Here is a 20,424-nt window from a genome sequence, read left to right as displayed (position 1 = left end):
TTTAAACATATTTTATTATTACCTTAATAATAAAGCCGAATTCCAAGGAGTTCGGCTTTATTTTATAGATATGGGTGCTATTGAATGATGAGTGACTTTAGAGTATGAATGTCTTGGTCGATATTATCATTTTTTTGTAGTATCGAATACATTAAAGAGTTTCTGATCAGTTTTGAAAGTTCATGCAACTCTAGATTATCAGGTAAAGATATTCTCGTATCTCTGACTAAGATGTCATAGATACTTTCTACAAACAAATCAAACATTCTTTTCTCCATGGATCTCCCTGTATCTTTAAGTTCAACGGACATATCACGCAGTCTCAAAATATAATCGTTTTCAAAACGAGTAAATAATGGGAAGAGATGACTATAAAAAATCTTCAGATTAGTATCAAAATCTGTTCCTGAATAAGTAATCTCATTCAAAGATTCTAAAGCATCATGCCAGTACTCTTTACTCAGTTCAACTAAGATTTCGTCTTTATTTTTAAAATAGCGGTAGATTGTACCCAACGCTATATCACACTCTGAGGCAACAGATCGCATCGTTAAAGAATTAAATTCTCCAGTTTCTAAAATTTGTTTTGATTTCTCAAGAATTGTATCTCTAACTTCAGAACTTTTTATTTTCATAGCGTCACCTCTATTCGTATCTATTATACACTAAACACGAATTTTCATTAAACTTCTTGACATTCTTCTTTTGTTGAACTATATTAGTAATACAATATGAACACTGTTCATGGAGGTGAATTATGAGAGTTATTATGGAATCAATTTTTGATATCATCTATTTATTAGGTGTCGTTGGTATGGGTATTTATTTGTTAAAAAATTCAAAAAATAAAGTTACAAAACTTTACGGATGGATGGCAGTCATCCTTGGTGCGGGTGACGCATTCCATTTAATTCCACGTGTGATTGCACTATTATCTGCAGGTCCAAACGGTGATTTAACAAGTGCATTTATACAGTATGAAGTTTCTATGGGCTTTGGTAAGGCTGTTACTTCGATTACAATGACCGTATTCTATCTCATCCTATATATTATTTGGAAAGAATACTATCAAGTCAAAAATACTAAGACTATATCAATCGTTCTGTTAGTGTTAGCTGCAGTTCGAATTATCGTTGGTCTTTTCCCACAAAACATGTGGCTTGTTCACAATCAACCACTAGACTGGGCTATTTATCGCAATATCCCCTTTGCTATAATGGGTATAATTATGATTTATCTATTCTATAACGAGTCTCGAAAGAGAGCGAATGATCCTTTCAAATGGATGTGGCTGGCGATTACTCTATCTTTTGGTTTCTATATCCCTGTGGTGTTATGGTCGGATGTAAATCAGGCAATAGGTCTCTTAATGATTCCTAAAACTCTTGCCTATGTCTGGGTAGTTGTAATGGGACTTCAATATCAAAAATCTCTCAATTAGTAATAAAAACAAGTCGAATTTATCGACTTGTTTTCTGATTATACTTTATAATACTTGTTCTTCTACTGATGTTGGTTCTTCCACATCAATAATTGTTTCACTTAGATCCCCTTCTAATTCTTCGTATACAAGGGTGATCATTCCCCGCGTGTCTGTTTTAAGATTTGCACGGCCGATAAAAATAAAGAACCAAATTCCAAAGTTAAAGCCACTAACTTTCTCTGGAGTAAAATCATGCCCTTTGTATACAACATTAGGTTGGTTAATGAATTCCTCCATTTGACTCAAGGCAGTTACCAATTTATAGTCTGTAGCTGGCATATAATCTCTAAATACTTTTGTCTTCAACATTCTTATCACCTCTCCTTACTTTAACTATACGAATTTAAAAAGTAGAATGCAAGCGCATTCTACTTTTTAAAATATTCTCTTAAATCTGCAATTTCATGAGTTGGAATGATTCCAGTATCATTGATTTCATGTTTTGGATTGTACCAACATGTCGCAATACCGGCATTGATACCACCTTGGATATCTGCTTTTAGTGAGTCTCCAACCATTATGACATTCTCCAAGTCCGTAATTTCAAACTTTTTGAATACATAGTCAAACATTTCTTTCATAGGTTTTGCATATCCTGTTTCTGATGAAACGACCTCACCATCAGCATATGACATAAGATTAGCTAGTTTGATACGACGATGCTGTGTTTCTGTCACACCATTCGTTACAAATATAATTTTGGATTGCTTTGATAATTCTTCCATAAACTGTTCAGCATATTCCATGAATACATTATTTTCCTCAATCTCATTTCGGAAATAACGATCCATTTCAATTCCTGAGTATGGAAGATTAAATGATTTAAATGCTTCAGCAAAACGTGTTTCTAATATTTGATCCTTAGGTATTTCACCACGTTCGTACTGGCTCCATAAGTCATGGTTAACCGACTCATAATGGTTTACTAGTTCTTGTGTATAGGGAATCCCTAAATGCTCTATAGTATTTTTAAGAGCAACTTTTTCTGCTGCTTTAAAATCTAAAATCGTATTATCCAAATCTAATAGTACAGTTGTATAGTTCATAATAGCCTCCAAACAGTCTTATTATACTATCTTTGAAACTGTGTGGGGAATATTTGCTTCTGTAGTAAGCAAGAAATGGTCTGATAGATAACGTCCTTTTCTTGTTTTTTCAGTACAAATTGTGAGTGAGTCACAATCGATATCCTTTGATACAAAGATATGATCAATATGCTCTAGTTCATCATTTTCTGGATCCAATCTAAAATCATTGAATGTTCCGTGATTTTGTATTGGTTTTATATAATTAAATCGATTGTGTAATGGTCGCAGGATTTTATTCTCTTTTTCGACATTGAAATCTCCCACTAAGATAATTGGATATTCAACATCTGTAATTTCTTCAAGAATTTTCACCTGGTTAATTTGAGCTTCTAAACTTTCATGGTCGATATGTGCATTCATGAATACAAAACGTTCTTGAGTCTCTAAACATTCAAGAAGTACCCATGTGCAGATACGATAACAAGCTGAGTTCCAGTCTTTTGAAACTTTAAATGGCGTTTTAGATAACCACAGTGTTGCTTGCTGAACACATTTGAATTTATCTTTTCGATATAAAATTGGATTGTATTCCTCATGACCCTCTCCGTCACGACTCTTTCCAACTGCTTGATATTTCTTTAGCTTTTTTAAATCTTTAAATTGATTCGATACAACTTCTTGTAATCCAATCACATCGAAACCGTTTCTCTCTATTTGCTTCAATAATTCCTTCTTCCGATACTTCCACTGGTCAGGTCCGTCTTCTTCGTTTTCGAACCGTATGTTGTAAGTACCAACCTTTATTCTCATTTCAAAGTCCTCCTATTCCTATCATAGTCTTTTTGAATGTAATTTCAAGGGGTAACGCGTGCTTCCTTATTTTTTACGGTATCATCACAATTTTTATCCGTATTTTATAGAAAAACCACTCTATTGAGTGGTTTAGCTTAATCTAGTGTAAGTTCTAATATTTTATTTCCAGTGACTTTCAAGGTTACTTTATCCCCTAGTGTTAAGAATGCAAGTTCATCATTCACACTCAGTGCTGCATCAAAGATAATTTTCTTATCATCAAGTTTAATTAAGAAATGTGTATTTCCATCAATAATAACTTGATTCATTGCTGTGATACTTCCGGATATTGTTTCCTCTTTACCACCAATTATTGCTAATTGGTCGCCCATCACATTAAGATAGTTTTTCTCTGCAATTGGTTTTGTTTCTCCTACTGCAGATTTAGTATAGTCTTGATAGTTCACATAAGCCAAGCTACGCACAACACCTGAAATATCTTTTAAAGATGTAACGTAGGTAGGGTGTCCGCCAACATTTTGTAGTGTTGGTGTTGTGGGAGTATAGCCTTTTTCTTGAATTGATCCTACTGAAGTAGTTTCTGCAGATGTTAAAGAAATACCAGGTAGGTTAAGTTCCATGGCTTCACCTGTATGACGATTAAGGAATAGCAATCCTGTTGTTGAAGATGCATCAATATTGATAGGTCTAATTCCTGTAAAGACATAAATTTCGTCATCTACTGATACATAATTATAGGTTCCTTCTTTACTATCAATAGCCATGACACCTTCTTGTTGCATAAATGAGTTAAAGTAGCCTCTGTTGAGCGTGTAGTGATCCTTAGCTTGTGATAGGAGCATTGATGTAGGATATACGGAATCAACCCATTCAGGCACCTCATCAAGCTTATAGCGTTGGGTTGCACCTGTTACAGCATCAACGGTAATAATAGCTTCCATATCTTTTGCTCCCCAAATTCCCACTTTCTTCGTAATGCTTTGAACAATCCAGTATGGATGACCCGATTCATCAATTTCAAAAGTCCATCCATCTAAATAACTAAATTTATGTTTCATAGCAACATGACGTTTTAAATCATATTGTAAAGGAGCTCCGGGATAGTACTTCATCGGTTTATCCAATTTCACGATCTCTGCTTTAGCATTAATGTTTCCATCACCCGTTGTTACTAAGGCATAGTAAGGAACGCCACTTCCCATATTAGTATATTTCTTAAATGTATCTGAATATACAAATGGAGCAACACGTACCATATTACCCTTATAGTTTATTTGAGCAAATTCTCGTTTATTAATATCAAATTTGGAAGAAACATCACTCAACTCTCCCATTTTCTTTTCTGCTGCGAGTATTGCTGAATCTTTGTCTACATAGGACATCTCAACTTTATGATCATCACCATAGAGGTCTTCAAAGTTCACTTGTTGAACTGGACCCACAACTTTAGCATAACGCTTTGCATTAATGAGTCGTGAAGAAGAAACACTCCCAACAATAAATACAACAACAAATACAGACGCAATAATTCCAAATGTTCCAAAGAACTTCTTATAATTTTTTCGATCAATAAATAGAATTCCTGAGATAATAAGTACAAAAGAGCTTAAATAAATCATTGATTCTATATCCATATAGTGATAAGTATTTCCATTTACAATATCAATGAGTACGAACAGTACCGTTACGATACCAATTGATATCCATTTACGTTTTGTCATAATTATTCCTCCTCGATAAGCACCTGAGCATTACAATTAAAAAGGAATCATAACATGATTCCTAAACTTTGCAAACTCCATCTTCGCACATTCCAACGTTTTCTTCCTTAGGAAGATTTTCAACATATTCTAATGCTTGTTTAAATGTTTCAACAGGTTGTGCTCCTGATAATGATACTTTGTCATCGAAAACAAAATGTGGTACACCTTTAGCACCAATCATTTGTGACCATTGTTCATCTTGACGTACTTTTAATCCAACTTCATCGGAATCAAGTGCCTTACGAACATCTTCTTCCTTCATTCCTGCTTCAACAGCAAGTTTAACAAGTTGTTCATCATCATTTAAGTAAGCACCTTTTTCAAAATACCCCGATAAGAATTTCTCACTCACTTCATGTCCCAAGCCTTGAATTTTCGCTAGTTGGAATACCTTGTGAGCTTTAAAAGTATTTGAATGCTTCATTGCATCAAAGTCATAGTTAAGGCCTGCGTTTGCTGCCATTTCTTTAACACGTGCATTATTACTTCTTGCTTCACTTAACGACATTCCATACTTATTTGCTAGCATTTGATCTACAGACATTCCGGGTTGATCAACAAAATCAGGATCCAACTCGTAACTCATCATTTCAATTTCCACATCATCTCTTCCGGATTCTTTTAATGCTTGTTCTAAATGTCTTTTACCAATGTAGCAAAATGGACATACAAAATCTGACCAAATTTGAATTTTCATAATTGTCACCTCTCATGAATATTCTAACTGTTTCTATTATTTTCGGCTAACAATATGCTCATGGGGGTATATTGCTTTTTTACAAATATGATTCCAAATCAAAATGATCCAGTGATTCAATCATGTCATGATGACCCTCAAATTTAAGATGTTTTGTAATGCGATTCGGAACCACAATGACATCAATCCCTGCTTTAACGCCAGCATGTAATCCATTGAGCGAATCTTCAAAAATTATAAGTTTATCATTATCTATTCCCAGTAACTGTTGCGCTTTATTAAATAAGTCTGGCTCCGGTTTAATATTTTCCACTTCATCTCCACCAACAATAACATCAACATACTCAAGAAGGTCAAGCCTTTTTAAATGAGTTAAAGGATGGTTACGTGGTGAACTTGTTGCGATTGCTATCTTTAAACCTTTTGCTTTTGCATCCTTCATGAGAGCTTCAACACCTGACATAGCTGGTAATTTTTGTGTATTCTCTTTGAACGTTGGAAATATTGCATCATGATAATCATCTATCGTGATTTCAGTTCCTATTTTTTCACTTACAATTTTAAGCATTTTATTTGAATTAGAACCAATACACATAAGATACTCTTCCATCAATAAGTCATAATCATGTGTTTCTTTAAACCAATCCATAATAATCGGATACCATTCATATTCAGTATCGATAATAACACCATCAAAATCAAAAATTATTCCTTCCAACATTCGCTTACTTCCCCTTATAGTATTTTACGAGTTCATTAAGTATTCTTTCATTACTGGCTGCCATATAGACAACTGAAGTAGTAACAAGTTGTAGTGTTTCATCGCCATCAATTAGACTTTTACCACCAACTTCATTAAGAATAATATTTGCAGCACCAATATCCCACACTTTAAGTCGTCGCGCAATATAAACATGAGAACGACCACTTGCTATATTACACGTATCGAGTGCTGCTGCACCTACGTATCGGTGCACCATCATTTTCTTCTCTAATGCTTCATCATACAGTCTAAGTGTTGGTAAATCACTACTTACAATGGCATCTTCTAAATCCGTATCTTGATCCAAATTGGGAAGTTTTTGGTCATTTAAATAACTGCCTTCACCATCTATACCCACAAACATCTCGTCACGAGTCACATCGTAAACAATACCAAAGACAGGCTTTCCATCCTCGTAATATGCTAAGGAGACAGCGAAGTTTTGTTTTTGATAAATGAAGTTGGTCGTTCCATCAATTGGATCTAAGACCCAAACCTGAGAATTTCCTAAATAACTTACACTTTTCTCCTCAGTGATAAAATCTTGATTCTCATATTTATCTTTAATTTGCTTCACAATATAGATTTCTGTAGACTTATCAACATTGGTAACAAAGTCATGTTTATTTTGTTTAGTGTCGACAGTTAGTGATTCTTTCATTTGTTGTTTTATAAGTTCGCCACTTTCGTAGACGACCTTTTTTGCGAATTCTAATTTTTCATTTATAACCATGTTTCAATTCCTTTCATAATCAGTGAGTTTGCTGCACCAATAAATAAGTGACCTTGTTGATCGAATACTAATTGATTGACCTGTGTTCCCATAAGGAACGTTCCACCTACTTCTGTCAAAATAATTACCGCAGCAGCACAATCCCAAACTTTCAAACTATTGAATACATAAGCTTGCGACATATTTGCTGCAACATGACAAATCTCGAGTGCACCTGACCCTAAAAATCTATGGGCAATAATTTGCCTCTTAATTTCTGAGGGAGTTGCTTTAAAAAAGTTTGGTCGATAAACATCTCCAGAAATAACGGATTCACTCAGAGGTCTCTTCTGATCAAGCAAAGCGAGTTTCTCTCCATTTAGGAAAGCACCATTACCTGTTTTTGCTTCAAACAGTTCATTGTTCATAACATCATAAACTAAACCAAAAACTGGCATCCCTTTTTCATAGTAGGCGAGTGATATACAAAAATCCCTTTTTTTATATACAAAGTTAGTCGTTCCATCGATAGGGTCAATAATCCAAAGGTTTTCAAGACCTATAAAGTCCCGTGTATTTTCCTCTGTCAAATAGTTTTGATTAGGAAATGAATTGTTGATTGTATCGACTAGGAATTTTTCAACTTGCTTATCGACATTGGTTACAAAATCAGAAGCAGAGCTTTTAATATCAACCTGAATGTCTTCTTGCATCATATTTTTTATGAGAGAACCTGCTTCGAGTACAGATTGTCTCGCAACATTATACTTATTCATTATGACTCCTATATATTTGTAGACTGAATTGAAACGATATTATCATTTTTTGAAAGCTCATGTTGCAATTCATCAAATGTTATTTTCTTACCACCGTGTATTTCATATACATAAGTATATATTTTTTCGTTACCATAAAGTTCTACTGAGTATTGAACACGGTGAATTTCTAGTTGAAAGCTATTAAGAGTTTCAATAATTTCATGTTCTACCTTATGGCCACCGATATACTTAACTACTAGCTTGTGTGGTAAACTCTCGCCAATGATTCGTTTCATAATATATAAAACAATCATTGTTGCAAGAAAACCTAGAAAGGCTAACTCATAGTAACCCATACCTAGTGCAAGACCTAATGCTGCAGTTGTCCATATTGAAGCAGCAGTCGTAAGCCCTGATATATTTTTATTTGTCACTATAATTGTCCCAGCACCTAAGAAACCAATACCACTTACGACTTGCGCGATTAGTCGTGCTGGATCTGACCGAACCGATCCAATCAGATCTGGATGAATTCTTGCATACTGTAATGTATCAAAAATAATGTGTTGTTGGATAAGTGCAATGATAGTTGCTCCTATTCCCACTAGTAAATGTGTTTTAATACCGGCATTACTTTGGTTTTTTTCTCTCTCAAGACCAATTAGCCCTGAAAAAACTAATGTTAACCCCAATCGTATAACTATATCTTTAAATGCCATACATACTTTCCTCTCATCTATGGTCTCATACAAAGTCTAAAAAACCGCGTCCCCACACGATTTTGTACTATTCTACTCTATTTTTAGTATTACCTTATTACGTATATTATAGATTTTCTGGCCAAGCCATTGTAAATTCAGGTATATTAGTTTCCTCTTCAACATCTTCATCAATGACTACAAACCCTTCTCGTTCATAGAACTTGATAGCTTTTTTATTCTGTTGGTAAACATTCAAAGTTAACTCATCATATCGTTCTTTAAGATAATTCATCAAATCTTTGCCAATCCCTTTATTTCTTGAAACAGTATCTACAAATATACCAGCAAGATAATGACCACCTAGCACACCAGCGAATCCATTTATTCGATTATTATCCACAGAAACATATATGTTAGCATTTTCTAACATTTCCTTAAAACTATCGTAATTTTCTCTCCAATAAGAAGAATCAACGTAGTCATGTACCTCAAAGTTTGTATTTATCCAAAGGTCCATGACTTCATCAATTTCAGGTATTTCCATCAAACGTATCATATTTTTCCCTCGATATCTTTCTAAACCATTATACCATAAAAAAAGACATCCATAAGGATGTCTAATTACCTGGCAATGAGCTATCTTCACTAGCGCTTGGCTAGATATTGTCGCCGCTAAAGTGCTTAACTTCTGTGTTCGAGATGGGAACAGGTGTGACCACTTCGCTAGAATCACCAGATCCTGGCATTGCTGAGAGATAATCTCTCAAAACTGAATAACAGAAATTTCGATATCTTTTCGAATGTTGTCTTTGTGTGATTAAAACCTCGACCTATTAGTATCAGTCAGCTACACATATCACTATGCTTCCACCTCTGACCTATCAACCTGATCGTCTCTCAGGGGTCTTACTACTTACGTATGGGAAATCTCATCTTGGAGTTGGCTTCGTGCTTAGATGCTTTCAGCGCTTATCCAGTCCATACTTAGCTACCCAGCGATGCTCTTGGCAGAACAACTGGTACACCAGCGGTATGTCCATCCCGGTCCTCTCGTACTAGGGACAGCGCTCCTCAAATTTCCTACGCCCACAACAGATAGGGACCGAACTGTCTCACGACGTTCTGAACCCAGCTCGCGTACCGCTTTAATGGGCGGACAGCCCAACCCTTGGAACCTAATTCAGCTCCAGGATGCGATGAGCCGACATCGAGGTGCCAAACCTCGCCGTCGATGTGAACTCTTGGGCGAGATCAGCCTGTTATCCCCAGGGTAGCTTTTATCCGTTAAGCGACGGCCCTTCCACGCGGAACCGCCGGATCACTAAGCCCGACTTTCGTCCCTGCTCGACTTGTAGGTCTCGCAGTCAAGCACCCTTCTGCCTTTACGCTCGTCGATTGATTTCCAACCAATCTGAGGGTACCTTTGGGCGCCTCCGTTACTCTTTAGGAGGCGACCGCCCCAGTCAAACTGCCCACCTGACACTCTCCCGGATCCGGATCACGGACCGCGGTTAGAATTTCAATCATACAAGAGTGGTATCCCAATGGCGACTCCACATACACTAGCGTGCATGCTTCATTGTCTCCCACCTATCCTGTACATGTAGGATCAAAATTCAATATCAAGCTACAGTAAAGCTCCATGGGGTCTTTCCGTCTAGTTGCGGGTAACCGGCATCTTTACCGGTACTAAGATTTCACCGAGTCTGCTGCCGAGACAGCGCCCAAATCGTTACGCCTTTCGTGCGGGTCGGAACTTACCCGACAAGGAATTTCGCTACCTTAGGACCGTTATAGTTACGGCCGCCGTTCACTGGGGCTTCAGTTCAATGCTTCGATCGAAATCTAACACATCCCCTTAACCTTCCAGCACCGGGCAGGCGTCACCCCCTATACTTCGTCTTGCGACTTCGCAGAGAGCTATGTTTTAGTTAAACAGTCGCTTGGGCCTCTTCACTGCGGCTCCCTTTTACAAGAGCACCCCTTCTCCCGAAGTTACGGGGTCATTTTGCCGAGTTCCTTGGCAACAGTTCTCTCGCTCACCTCAGGATTCTCTCCTTGCCTACCTGTGTCGGTTTTGGTACGGGCCAATATATGATTAACGCTAGAAACTTTTCTTGAGAGCTGGCATCGGTTCCTTCGCTACTTCCTCACGGGTTCGCTCCTCATTACGCCTTTGCATTGTAAGACGGATTTGCCTATCTTACTGCTCCTTCGCTTAAACCAGCACTTCCAGTCGCTGGCAAAACTTAGCCTTCTCTGTCATTCCTTCACTCATATATCGGGTACAGGAATATCAACCTGTTGTCCATCGACTACGCTTTTCAGCCTCATCTTAGGTCCCGACTTACCCAGGGAGGACGAGCCTTCCCCTGGAACCCTTAGGCAATCGGTGTGTCAGATTCTCACTGACATTTCGCTACTCACACCGGCATTCTCACTTCTATACGCTCCAACGCTCCTTACGGTACATCTTCAACGCTGTATAGAACGCTCCCCTACCACTTGCATTTAATGCAAATCCGCAGTTTCGGTATCATACTTAGCCCCGGTAAATTTTCGGCGCAGGGTCACTCGACTAGTGAGCTGTTACGCACTCTTTAAAGGATGGCTGCTTCTGAGCCAACCTCCTAGTTGTCTGTGCATCCCCACATCCTTTTCCACTTAGTATGAATTTTGGGACCTTAACTGGCGATCTGGGCTGTTTCCCTTTCGACTATGGACCTTATCACCCACAGTCTGACTGCCAACTACCATCCACTGGCATTCGGAGTTTGATTATATTCAGTACCCCGAGATGGGGCCATCATACATTCAGTGCTCTACCTCCAGTGGCCTTCCATTGACGCTAGCCCTAAAGCTATTTCGGGGAGAACCAGCTATATCAAAGTTCGATTGGAATTTCTCCGCTAGCCACAACTCATCCGCTGGCTTTTCAACGACAGTCGGTTCGGTCCTCCATTTGGTTTCACCCAAACTTCAACCTGGTCATGGCTAGATCACTTTGTTTCGGGTCTACCACAATGTACTATTTCGCCCTATTCAGACTCGCTTTCGCTACGGCTCCGTCTTTTCCAACTTAACCTCGCACATTATGAGTAACTCGCCGGTTCATTCTACAAAAGGCACGCCATCACCCATTAACGGGCTCTGACTTCTTGTAAGCATACGGTTTCAGGTTCTATTTCACTCCGCTCCCGCGGTTCTTTTCACCTTTCCCTCACGGTACTGGTTCACTATCGGTCACTAAGGAGTATTTAGCCTTACCGGGTGGTCCCGGCTGGTTCCGACAAGGTTTCTCGTGCCTCGCCGTACTCAGGATACCACTAGAGTAATCGCCGCTTTCGTCTACAGGGTTTGCACCTTCTTTGACTGGCCTTTCAATGCCATTCGACTAACTTTGATTAATCCCACGTTGTGGTCCTACAACCCCATCACGAAGATGGTTTGGGCTCTTCCCGTTTCGCTCGCCACTACTCAGGGAATCACATTTTGTTTTCTTTTCCTCTTGTTACTAAGATGTTTCAATTCACAAGGTTGCCTCATCATAAGCTATGTATTCACTTATGTGTAGTACAGCATAACCTGTACTGGGTTTCCCCATTCGGATACCCCCGGATCGTTGTGTACGTACCACTCCCCGAGGCGTTTCGCCGTTCGTCGCGTCCTTCTTCAGCTCTTAGTGCCTAGGCATCCACCGTACGCCCTTACATATTTAATCACATGTAATTTCGCGCCTGATCTATTTAAAATCAGTTTTTTATGTTTATCGCTTGATAAACGTGTGTTCGCTTATTTTTTTATTGCTTAAGTTACTGTTTGTTTAACTTGATGTAAATCTAGTTATTACAACTATTCGAAAAGATATTCTGTTGATAACTTTTAATGTCTATCTATCTCTTCTGTTATTCAGTTTTCAAAGATCATTCATTTCTGAGATGCTTACAGCCTCTCAAAACTAAACAGGAAACTATTTTGTCAATTTCACGTCTTTCTAAAATATTACTCCTTAGAAAGGAGGTGATCCATCCCCACCTTCCGGTAGGGATACCTTGTTACGACTTAACCCCAATCATCGGTCCTACCTTCGACGGCTCCCTCCCTTTACAGGGTTAGGCCACCGGCTTCGGGTATTACCAACTCTCATGGTTTGACGGGCGGTGTGTACAAGGCCCGAGAACGTATTCACCGCGGCATGCTGATCCGCGATTACTAGCGATTCCGACTTCATGGAGTCGAGTTGCAGACTCCAATCCGAACTGAGACGTACTTTCTGAGATTCGCTCCACATCACTGCTTCGCTTCCCTCTGTATACGCCATTGTAGTACGTGTGTAGCCCAGATCATAAGGGGCATGATGATTTGACGTCATCCCCACCTTCCTCCGGTTTATCACCGGCAGTCTCTCCAGAGTCCCCAACTTAATGATGGTAACTGAAGACAAGGGTTGCGCTCGTTGCGGGACTTAACCCAACATCTCACGACACGAGCTGACGACAACCATGCACCACCTGTAACCGCCATAACTATTACATATCTCTATGCTTTTGCGCGGTATGTCAAGACCTGGTAAGGTTCTTCGCGTTGCTTCGAATTAAACCACATACTCCACCGCTTGTGCGGGCCCCCGTCAATTCCTTTGAGTTTTACGCTTGCGCGCATACTCCCCAGGCGGGATACTTATTGCGTTAACTACAGCACTGAATTCTATCCAACACTTAGTATCCATCGTTTACGGCGTGGACTACTAGGGTATCTAATCCTATTTGCTCCCCACGCTTTCGAGCCTCAGCGTCAGTTACAGGCCAGTTAGCCGCCTTCGCCACTGGTGTTCCTCCATATATCTACGCATTTTACCGCTACACATGGAATTCCACTAACCTCTCCTGCACTCTAGTCTACCAGTTTCTATGGCATCACGGGGTTAAGCCCCGAACTTTCACCATAAACTTAATAAACCGCCTGCGCTCCCTTTACGCCCAATAATTCCGGATAACGCTCGCCACCTACGTATTACCGCGGCTGCTGGCACGTAGTTAGCCGTGGCTTTCTGGTAAGGTACCGTCATAGTACGAGCATTCCCTCTCATACTTGTTCTTCCCTTACAACAGAGCTTTACAACCCGAAGGCCTTCTTCACTCACGCGGCGTTGCTCGGTCAGGGTTTCCCCCATTGCCGAAAATTCCCTACTGCTGCCTCCCGTAGGAGTCTGGGCCGTGTCTCAGTCCCAGTGTGGCCGGTCACCCTCTCAGGTCGGCTACGCATCATCGTCTTGGTGAGCCGTTACCTCACCAACTAACTAATGCGCCATAAGCCCATCTCTTTGTGTTGTATCCCAACTTTAATTAATCGAAGATGTCTTCGATTAACGTATCCGGTATTAGCAGACGTTTCCATCTGTTATCCCAGGCATAGAGGCAGGTTGCTTATGTATTACTCACCCGTTCGCCACTAAGTTTCGAATCTAGCAAGCTAGTTTCGAACTTCGTTCGACTTGCATGTATTAGGCACGCCGCCAGCGTTCATCCTGAGCCAGGATCAAACTCTCCATTTGATTCTTTCTCATTTTTTTAACTCTGACGAGTTTGTTTTGTTTTGTTTTTATTTACTTGAAATTGACGTTTCCTGTTCAGTTTTCAAAGACCATTTGCTGCGCCGGTTTCCCTTAGCGCTTGTACATAATATCATTACCTCAACACCCTGTCAACGCTTTTTTCACTTTTATTTTTTTTATTTTTAAAAACAGTCGAAATAGCCACTAAACAGGCTTTTTAAGTATATTTTTTTCTGTAATTATCTATATATATTCCACTCTTTTTACACTTGTTTGCAAAAAAGTTTTTATGCAAAATATTTCTTTATTTTTATTAAATTTTTATTTAATGAAATCAAAGCGGTTACACATCTATTGGTTGTCACCGTAAAATCTTTAATCCATAAAAAAAGAGATTGATGTGGCCATCAATTTCTTCTTTTATAATATAAATAAATATACGATAAAGACAATCAACAAACTTGTAAATGTTCCTATAACGAAATATTCAGCGAATTTTGCATCTTCTGAGATTTTCTTATATCTTGCAATTCCCTTCAATGTGAATACAACGGCGATTCCACTGACGAGATTTTGCGAAAGAAACAGTAAACTTAAGAGTCGCTCCAATGTTCCCATTCGCGCTCCCGCTCCCGCAAGACCTTCATCAATCTTCGTAGTCTTAGGATCGAATCGTTCTGTCAACATGACTATTAAAACATTTGCCGGTTTCCCAACTAGAAGTATTGCGAGCGTCATTCTTAATAAAACTTGAAAGTCATATCCTGATAGTTCAGGATTAAATGAATATCCATATATGTTGCGCGCAAGTAAGGAAATCGCTACTATTGAAAAAAGATGGCAGAATTGATCTATTCCAAATATTGTGATTGGTGCTAGAGGTTTTCTACCACTGCTGGATGATTTATCTTTACTATCATTACTAGGGATATCATTCATCGCTATTTTTCTAAAAAAGTCGAATCTTGTACTCTCTACAAACCGATCTCGTTTTAATTTATAGTCGAGTTTGGAGTACGGAATATTTTTATAATAAGCAGTTTTCGTTACTCGAAACTTAATAATATCAATTGTTGCATGAATAGAAACAAATATTAGAGTTAGTATAAAGTCTGGTAATATAGCGGACAAATTTCGTAATATAACTATTCTCAGTATCATCACCATCATAAAAGCCAGAGCATATTGGATATTGTGAATTCTCACTCCTGCTCGAGATACTGCTTTATAGTCGGAGAGTTCTTGGGATTGAAGATAGAAATCGCCTAAAACATGCGAAATAATATAAAAATAAATCATTTAAATATCCTCCAAACTAACTTGTTTTGAGAGTTCGATACGTGACGTTACGTATTGCCTAATCGCCGTCGAGGCCAGTCTGTTAGAAACCTGCGATGATGAGAAATTCATCGTCTCGACCAGAGTTCTCGGAACAATTTGCTCATATCCGAAGTCTGAAATAATTTCGTAAACAAATTGTTTTTGAGTTTGGGTCCAATTATTTCTAATCAAATCCTGCAGTCTCACAATAGAATTAAAGAATGATTCGTTATTCTCATCAGTTATTTTTAGATAAGTGGATGTATTTCGATTGTCATGATCTCGATGTACGATTTGAATTGCTTCTCTAGCACTCCAATATGCAGGACCATCAGCACCAATACTAATACCCTCGTCAATGTCAGTACTAATCATTCCTACACCAATTCCAAATCTTAACTCTACACCCTCTAGACTAAGATAGAGACTGAGTTCGTCAATGATGAGAAAGCAAACCTTCACGTTCTTAATTAAACACTGAAATTCATCACCCAATGTGATTGTGATTGGTGATTTAAGATCTTTCTTGTACTTATTATTTAGTGAGTCTATCTTATTACGAAGTAAATTTTGAATCTCATTACGATTTAGATATTCTTTAGAATTAATAATATCTCCAATTAGTGCTATATACATAATATCACCTCTGTCAATATAATACACGATATATCGTGAAAATTCAATACTTCATGATATATCGTGTAATCTAATAATTTCATATTAATTGATGAATTAGTTCTCGATCATCAGAGTAATATATTTCCTGCAGCTTTGTATAAGTCGTACCATTCTTTTCTACTTAAAGAAACATTTGATACTTTCGAAATCCTTTTGATACGATCTGGATTCATACTTCCTACAATAGTTTGAATATTTGCAGGATGGCGATCAATCCACGCTACAGCAATAGCTTCTTTTGAAACGTTGTATTTATCTGCAAGCAATTGAAGGGCCACATTAACTTCGGGGTAATCATCATTATCTACGAACACCGCCTCAAAGAAACCAGCATAAAATGGAGACCAAGCTTGAATCGTAATATTATTCAAGCGTGCATATTCGATCATTCCCTGACTTCTATCAATACCTGGATTTGTAGCCATATTCACATTCATTCCATAATCAACCAATGGCGAATGCATTAAACTAAATTGCATTTGGTTTACAATCAACTTATCTTCAACACTTCTCTGTAAAAGATCTATCATCATGCTACTTTGATTTGATACACCAAAATACTTAACTTTACCTGAATCTTTTAATATCTTAAATGCTTCCGCAACTTCTTCTGGCTCAACCAAGGCATCTGGTCGGTGAAGTAATAACACATCCAAGTAATCCATTTGTAATCTCTCTAATATTTCATCAACACTTTTAAGAATGTGCTCTTTAGAGAAGTCAAAGGTTCCATCAACTTTGTTAATGCCACATTTTGATTGAATGATAATATCACTGCGATCTATTTTCATACGTTTAATGGCTTCACCAAAAATGATCTCAGATTTTCCATCTCCATAAATATCCGCATGATCAAAAAAGTTAATATTACTATCAAGTGCAGCTTGAATAATGGCTATCGCTTCATCAACCGACTTATTTGCCATTCGCATACATCCTAAACCTACTGTTGAAACTTCTAAATCACTTGTACCTAGATTAAATTTTCGCATAATTTATCTCCGTTCTAATCTAAGTATACCATAAAAAAAGACATCCATAAGGATGTCTAATTACCTGGCAATGAGCTATCTTCACTAGCGCTTGGCTAGATATTGTCGCCGCTAAAGTGCTTAACTTCTGTGTTCGAGATGGGAACAGGTGTGACCACTTCGCTAGAATCACCAGATCCTGGCATTGCTGAGAGATAATCTCTCAAAACTGAATAACAGAAATTTCGATATCTTTTCGAATGTTGTCTTTGTGTGATTAAAACCTCGACCTATTAGTATCAGTCAGCTACACATATCACTATGCTTCCACCTCTGACCTATCAACCTGATCGTCTCTCAGGGGTCTTACTACTTACGTATGGGAAATCTCATCTTGGAGTTGGCTTCGTGCTTAGATGCTTTCAGCGCTTATCCAGTCCATACTTAGCTACCCAGCGATGCTCTTGGCAGAACAACTGGTACACCAGCGGTATGTCCATCCCGGTCCTCTCGTACTAGGGACAGCGCTCCTCAAATTTCCTACGCCCACAACAGATAGGGACCGAACTGTCTCACGACGTTCTGAACCCAGCTCGCGTACCGCTTTAATGGGCGGACAGCCCAACCCTTGGAACCTAATTCAGCTCCAGGATGCGATGAGCCGACATCGAGGTGCCAAACCTCGCCGTCGATGTGAACTCTTGGGCGAGATCAGCCTGTTATCCCCAGGGTAGCTTTTATCCGTTAAGCGACGGCCCTTCCACGCGGAACCGCCGGATCACTAAGCCCGACTTTCGTCCCTGCTCGACTTGTAGGTCTCGCAGTCAAGCACCCTTCTGCCTTTACGCTCGTCGATTGATTTCCAACCAATCTGAGGGTACCTTTGGGCGCCTCCGTTACTCTTTAGGAGGCGACCGCCCCAGTCAAACTGCCCACCTGACACTCTCCCGGATCCGGATCACGGACCGCGGTTAGAATTTCAATCATACAAGAGTGGTATCCCAATGGCGACTCCACATACACTAGCGTGCATGCTTCATTGTCTCCCACCTATCCTGTACATGTAGGATCAAAATTCAATATCAAGCTACAGTAAAGCTCCATGGGGTCTTTCCGTCTAGTTGCGGGTAACCGGCATCTTTACCGGTACTAAGATTTCACCGAGTCTGCTGCCGAGACAGCGCCCAAATCGTTACGCCTTTCGTGCGGGTCGGAACTTACCCGACAAGGAATTTCGCTACCTTAGGACCGTTATAGTTACGGCCGCCGTTCACTGGGGCTTCAGTTCAATGCTTCGATCGAAATCTAACACATCCCCTTAACCTTCCAGCACCGGGCAGGCGTCACCCCCTATACTTCGTCTTGCGACTTCGCAGAGAGCTATGTTTTAGTTAAACAGTCGCTTGGGCCTCTTCACTGCGGCTCCCTTTTACAAGAGCACCCCTTCTCCCGAAGTTACGGGGTCATTTTGCCGAGTTCCTTGGCAACAGTTCTCTCGCTCACCTCAGGATTCTCTCCTTGCCTACCTGTGTCGGTTTTGGTACGGGCCAATATATGATTAACGCTAGAAACTTTTCTTGAGAGCTGGCATCGGTTCCTTCGCTACTTCCTCACGGGTTCGCTCCTCATTACGCCTTTGCATTGTAAGACGGATTTGCCTATCTTACTGCTCCTTCGCTTAAACCAGCACTTCCAGTCGCTGGCAAAACTTAGCCTTCTCTGTCATTCCTTCACTCATATATCGGGTACAGGAATATCAACCTGTTGTCCATCGACTACGCTTTTCAGCCTCATCTTAGGTCCCGACTTACCCAGGGAGGACGAGCCTTCCCCTGGAACCCTTAGGCAATCGGTGTGTCAGATTCTCACTGACATTTCGCTACTCACACCGGCATTCTCACTTCTATACGCTCCAACGCTCCTTACGGTACATCTTCAACGCTGTATAGAACGCTCCCCTACCACTTGCATTTAATGCAAATCCGCAGTTTCGGTATCATACTTAGCCCCGGTAAATTTTCGGCGCAGGGTCACTCGACTAGTGAGCTGTTACGCACTCTTTAAAGGATGGCTGCTTCTGAGCCAACCTCCTAGTTGTCTGTGCATCCCCACATCCTTTTCCACTTAGTATGAATTTTGGGACCTTAACTGGCGATCTGGGCTGTTTCCCTTTCGACTATGGACCTTATCACCCACAGTCTGACTGCCAACTACCATCCACTGGCATTCGGAGTTTGATTATATTCAGTACCCCGAGATGGGGCCATCATACATTCAGTGCTCTACCTCCAGTGGCCTTCCATTGACGCTAGCCCTAAAGCTATTTCGGGGAGAACCAGCTATATCAAAGTTCGATTGGAATTTCTCCGCTAGCCACAACTCATCCGCTGGCTTTTCAACGACAGTCGGTTCGGTCCTCCATTTGGTTTCACCCAAACTTCAACCTGGTCATGGCTAGATCACTTTGTTTCGGGTCTACCACAATGTACTATTTCGCCCTATTCAGACTCGCTTTCGCTACGGCTCCGTCTTTTCCAACTTAACCTCGCACATTATGAGTAACTCGCCGGTTCATTCTACAAAAGGCACGCCATCACCCATTAACGGGCTCTGACTTCTTGTAAGCATACGGTTTCAGGTTCTATTTCACTCCGCTCCCGCGGTTCTTTTCACCTTTCCCTCACGGTACTGGTTCACTATCGGTCACTAAGGAGTATTTAGCCTTACCGGGTGGTCCCGGCTGGTTCCGACAAGGTTTCTCGTGCCTCGCCGTACTCAGGATACCACTAGAGTAATCGCCGCTTTCGTCTACAGGGTTTGCACCTTCTTTGACTGGCCTTTCAATGCCATTCGACTAACTTTGATTAATCCCACGTTGTGGTCCTACAACCCCATCACGAAGATGGTTTGGGCTCTTCCCGTTTCGCTCGCCACTACTCAGGGAATCACATTTTGTTTTCTTTTCCTCTTGTTACTAAGATGTTTCAATTCACAAGGTTGCCTCATCATAAGCTATGTATTCACTTATGTGTAGTACAGCATAACCTGTACTGGGTTTCCCCATTCGGATACCCCCGGATCGTTGTGTACGTACCACTCCCCGAGGCGTTTCGCCGTTCGTCGCGTCCTTCTTCAGCTCTTAGTGCCTAGGCATCCACCGTACGCCCTTACATATTTAATCAC

Annotated in this window: 15 protein-coding genes and 5 rRNA genes; 1 reads left to right on the top strand and 19 read right to left on the bottom strand. The window is 40.0% G+C overall.

The features are described from left to right. Positions 1-77 precede the first annotated feature (77 nt). The gene (locus H9L01_RS03575) at positions 78-635 is read right to left on the bottom strand and encodes a TetR/AcrR family transcriptional regulator (RefSeq protein WP_187534655.1); all 558 of its coding nucleotides are present in this window, start codon (positions 633-635) and stop codon (positions 78-80) included. Between the two features lie 122 nt (positions 636-757). Between H9L01_RS03575 and H9L01_RS03570 the strand changes: the two genes are divergently transcribed. After that, positions 758-1,441 (top strand): EpsG family protein, encoded by a 684-nt coding sequence (locus tag H9L01_RS03570; RefSeq protein WP_187534654.1) that lies wholly within the window; start codon positions 758-760, stop codon positions 1,439-1,441. A 45-nt stretch (positions 1,442-1,486) separates the two neighbouring features. On the opposite strand, the gene H9L01_RS03565 is transcribed toward H9L01_RS03570, so the two are convergent. The 18 genes from H9L01_RS03565 to H9L01_RS03480 all read right to left on the bottom strand — a co-directional run bounded on the left by H9L01_RS03565 (position 1,487) and on the right by H9L01_RS03480 (position 20,422). Continuing rightward, positions 1,487-1,792: a hypothetical protein gene (locus tag H9L01_RS03565; RefSeq protein WP_187534653.1), complete on the bottom strand. Its 306-nt coding sequence runs from the start codon at positions 1,790-1,792 to the stop codon at positions 1,487-1,489. Positions 1,793-1,851: 59 nt separating this feature from the next. After that, complete coding sequence (locus H9L01_RS03560; protein WP_187534652.1) at positions 1,852-2,529, bottom strand: YjjG family noncanonical pyrimidine nucleotidase; 678 nt, start codon at positions 2,527-2,529, stop codon at positions 1,852-1,854. A 21-nt stretch (positions 2,530-2,550) separates the two neighbouring features. Then, positions 2,551-3,321, bottom strand: coding sequence for an endonuclease/exonuclease/phosphatase family protein (locus tag H9L01_RS03555; protein WP_187534651.1), 771 nt, complete (start codon positions 3,319-3,321; stop codon positions 2,551-2,553). A 137-nt stretch (positions 3,322-3,458) separates the two neighbouring features. After that, entirely contained in the window at positions 3,459-5,045 is a 1,587-nt protein-coding gene (locus tag H9L01_RS03550) for a hypothetical protein (RefSeq protein ID WP_187534650.1), read from the bottom strand. Between the two features lie 61 nt (positions 5,046-5,106). Beyond that, positions 5,107-5,784, bottom strand: a complete 678-nt coding sequence (locus tag H9L01_RS03545; protein WP_187534649.1) for a DsbA family oxidoreductase — start codon at positions 5,782-5,784, stop codon at positions 5,107-5,109. Positions 5,785-5,863: 79 nt separating this feature from the next. After that, entirely contained in the window at positions 5,864-6,505 is a 642-nt protein-coding gene (locus H9L01_RS03540) for an HAD family hydrolase (protein ID WP_187534648.1), read from the bottom strand. Between the two features lie 4 nt (positions 6,506-6,509). Beyond that, positions 6,510-7,280 carry an inositol monophosphatase family protein gene (locus tag H9L01_RS03535; protein WP_246449156.1) on the bottom strand — a complete coding sequence of 257 codons (771 nt, stop codon included), beginning with the start codon at positions 7,278-7,280 and terminating at the stop codon, positions 6,510-6,512. Next, on the bottom strand, positions 7,271-8,035 hold the full coding sequence (locus H9L01_RS03530) for an inositol monophosphatase family protein (protein WP_187534647.1): 765 nt from the start codon (positions 8,033-8,035) through the stop codon (positions 7,271-7,273). The genes H9L01_RS03535 and H9L01_RS03530 overlap by 10 nt, the downstream gene beginning before the upstream one ends. 8 nt (positions 8,036-8,043) lie before the next feature. Beyond that, positions 8,044-8,736 carry an MgtC/SapB family protein gene (locus H9L01_RS03525; protein ID WP_187534646.1) on the bottom strand — a complete coding sequence of 231 codons (693 nt, stop codon included), beginning with the start codon at positions 8,734-8,736 and terminating at the stop codon, positions 8,044-8,046. A gap of 106 nt (positions 8,737-8,842) precedes the next feature. Continuing rightward, a complete protein-coding gene (locus H9L01_RS03520) occupies positions 8,843-9,274 on the bottom strand; it encodes an N-acetyltransferase (protein WP_187534645.1) in 432 nt (143 codons plus the stop codon). A gap of 67 nt (positions 9,275-9,341) precedes the next feature. Continuing rightward, positions 9,342-9,455, bottom strand: a 5S ribosomal RNA gene (gene rrf, locus H9L01_RS03515). Between the two features lie 76 nt (positions 9,456-9,531). Continuing rightward, a 23S ribosomal RNA gene (locus tag H9L01_RS03510) occupies positions 9,532-12,439 on the bottom strand. A gap of 292 nt (positions 12,440-12,731) precedes the next feature. Next, positions 12,732-14,272 (bottom strand): 16S ribosomal RNA (locus tag H9L01_RS03505). Together the 16S, 23S and 5S rRNA genes form the textbook arrangement of a ribosomal RNA operon. A 420-nt stretch (positions 14,273-14,692) precedes the next feature. After that, a complete protein-coding gene (locus H9L01_RS03500; protein ID WP_187534644.1) occupies positions 14,693-15,571 on the bottom strand; it encodes a DUF3307 domain-containing protein in 879 nt (292 codons plus the stop codon). After that, on the bottom strand, positions 15,572-16,228 hold the full coding sequence (locus H9L01_RS03495) for a SatD family protein (protein WP_187534643.1): 657 nt from the start codon (positions 16,226-16,228) through the stop codon (positions 15,572-15,574). 110 nt (positions 16,229-16,338) lie between these two features. After that, positions 16,339-17,262, bottom strand: coding sequence for an aldo/keto reductase (locus H9L01_RS03490; RefSeq protein ID WP_187534642.1), 924 nt, complete (start codon positions 17,260-17,262; stop codon positions 16,339-16,341). 62 nt (positions 17,263-17,324) lie between these two features. Further along, positions 17,325-17,438 (bottom strand): 5S ribosomal RNA (gene rrf / locus H9L01_RS03485). 76 nt (positions 17,439-17,514) lie between these two features. Then, positions 17,515-20,422 (bottom strand): 23S ribosomal RNA (locus H9L01_RS03480). Positions 20,423-20,424: the final 2 nt, after the last annotated feature.

Origin of the sequence: Erysipelothrix inopinata, from assembly GCF_014396165.1 — a bacterium.
GTDB lineage: Bacteria > Bacillota_I > Bacilli_A > Erysipelotrichales > Erysipelotrichaceae > Erysipelothrix > Erysipelothrix inopinata.
Note: the sequence above shows the minus strand (reverse complement) of the source record. Positions and strands in the feature narration are given on the sequence as shown.